The 2,428-nt window shown below is 52.3% G+C and carries 1 rRNA gene; it reads left to right on the forward strand.

The annotated features are described in order from the left end of the window. Positions 1 to 2,357 (forward strand): 23S ribosomal RNA (locus ACIP21_RS28660); the annotation flags it as partial. Positions 2,358 to 2,428: the final 71 nt, after the last annotated feature.

The following is a 2,428-nucleotide window of genomic DNA, read 5'->3' on the forward strand; positions in this document are numbered from 1 at the left end:
TTGTTAGGTGACTGCGTACCTTTTGTATAATGGGTCAGCGACTTATATTCAGTGGCGAGCTTAACCGAATAGGGGAGGCGTAGCGAAAGCGAGTCTTAATAGGGCGTTTAGTCGCTGGGTATAGACCCGAAACCGGGCGATCTATCCATGGGCAGGTTGAAGGTTAGGTAACACTGACTGGAGGACCGAACCGACTACCGTTGAAAAGTTAGCGGATGACCTGTGGATCGGAGTGAAAGGCTAATCAAGCTCGGAGATAGCTGGTTCTCCTCGAAAGCTATTTAGGTAGCGCCTCATGTATCACTGTAGGGGGTAGAGCACTGTTTCGGCTAGGGGGTCATCCCGACTTACCAAACCGATGCAAACTCCGAATACCTACAAGTGCCGAGCATGGGAGACACACGGCGGGTGCTAACGTCCGTCGTGAAAAGGGAAACAACCCAGACCGTCAGCTAAGGTCCCAAAGTCATGGTTAAGTGGGAAACGATGTGGGAAGGCTTAGACAGCTAGGAGGTTGGCTTAGAAGCAGCCACCCTTTAAAGAAAGCGTAATAGCTCACTAGTCGAGTCGGCCTGCGCGGAAGATGTAACGGGGCTCAAACCATGCACCGAAGCTACGGGTATCACCTTTTGGTGATGCGGTAGAGGAGCGTTCTGTAAGCCTGTGAAGGTGAGTTGAGAAGCTTGCTGGAGGTATCAGAAGTGCGAATGCTGACATGAGTAACGACAATGCGAGTGAAAAACTCGCACGCCGAAAGACCAAGGTTTCCTGCGCAACGTTAATCGACGCAGGGTTAGTCGGTCCCTAAGGCGAGGCTGAAAAGCGTAGTCGATGGAAAACAGGTTAATATTCCTGTACTTCCAGTTATTGCGATGGAGGGACGGAGAAGGCTAGGCCAGCTTGGCGTTGGTTGTCCAAGTTTAAGGTGGTAGGCTGAGATCTTAGGCAAATCCGGGATCTCAAGGCCGAGAGCTGATGACGAGTGCTCTTTAGAGCGCGAAGTGGTTGATGCCATGCTTCCAAGAAAAGCTCCTAAGCTTCAGATAACTGGGAACCGTACCCCAAACCGACACAGGTGGTTAGGTAGAGAATACCAAGGCGCTTGAGAGAACTCGGGTGAAGGAACTAGGCAAAATGGCACCGTAACTTCGGGAGAAGGTGCGCCGGTGAGGGTGAAGGACTTGCTCCGTAAGCCCACGCCGGTCGAAGATACCAGGCCGCTGCGACTGTTTATTAAAAACACAGCACTCTGCAAACACGAAAGTGGACGTATAGGGTGTGACGCCTGCCCGGTGCCGGAAGGTTAATTGATGGGGTTAGCGCAAGCGAAGCTCTTGATCGAAGCCCCGGTAAACGGCGGCCGTAACTATAACGGTCCTAAGGTAGCGAAATTCCTTGTCGGGTAAGTTCCGACCTGCACGAATGGCGTAACGATGGCGGCGCTGTCTCCACCCGAGACTCAGTGAAATTGAAATCGCTGTGAAGATGCAGTGTATCCGCGGCTAGACGGAAAGACCCCGTGAACCTTTACTATAGCTTTGCACTGGACTTTGAATTTGCTTGTGTAGGATAGGTGGGAGGCTTTGAAGTGGGGACGCCAGTTCTCATGGAGCCATCCTTGAAATACCACCCTGGCAACTTTGAGGTTCTAACTCAGGTCCGTTATCCGGATCGAGGACAGTGTATGGTGGGTAGTTTGACTGGGGCGGTCTCCTCCCAAAGAGTAACGGAGGAGTACGAAGGTGCGCTCAGACCGGTCGGAAATCGGTCGTAGAGTATAAAGGCAAAAGCGCGCTTGACTGCGAGACAAACACGTCGAGCAGGTACGAAAGTAGGTCTTAGTGATCCGGTGGTTCTGTATGGAAGGGCCATCGCTCAACGGATAAAAGGTACTCCGGGGATAACAGGCTGATACCGCCCAAGAGTTCATATCGACGGCGGTGTTTGGCACCTCGATGTCGGCTCATCACATCCTGGGGCTGAAGCCGGTCCCAAGGGTATGGCTGTTCGCCATTTAAAGTGGTACGCGAGCTGGGTTTAGAACGTCGTGAGACAGTTCGGTCCCTATCTGCCGTGGACGTTTGAGATTTGAGAGGGGCTGCTCCTAGTACGAGAGGACCGGAGTGGACGAACCTCTGGTGTTCCGGTTGTCACGCCAGTGGCATTGCCGGGTAGCTATGTTCGGAAGAGATAACCGCTGAAAGCATCTAAGCGGGAAACTTGCCTCAAGATGAGATCTCACTGGGATCTTGAATCCCCTAAAGGGCCGTCGAAGACTACGACGTTGATAGGTTGGGTGTGTAAGCGCTGTGAGGCGTTGAGCTAACCAATACTAATTGCCCGTGAGGCTTGACCATATAACACCCAAGCAATTTGAGCATAAGGCATCAAATTGTGGTGGTGAAGACGAAACGAACCGAAAGTTCGC

The organism is Pseudomonas sp. NPDC089401, from assembly GCF_044749485.1.
Classification (GTDB): domain Bacteria; phylum Pseudomonadota; class Gammaproteobacteria; order Pseudomonadales; family Pseudomonadaceae; genus Aquipseudomonas.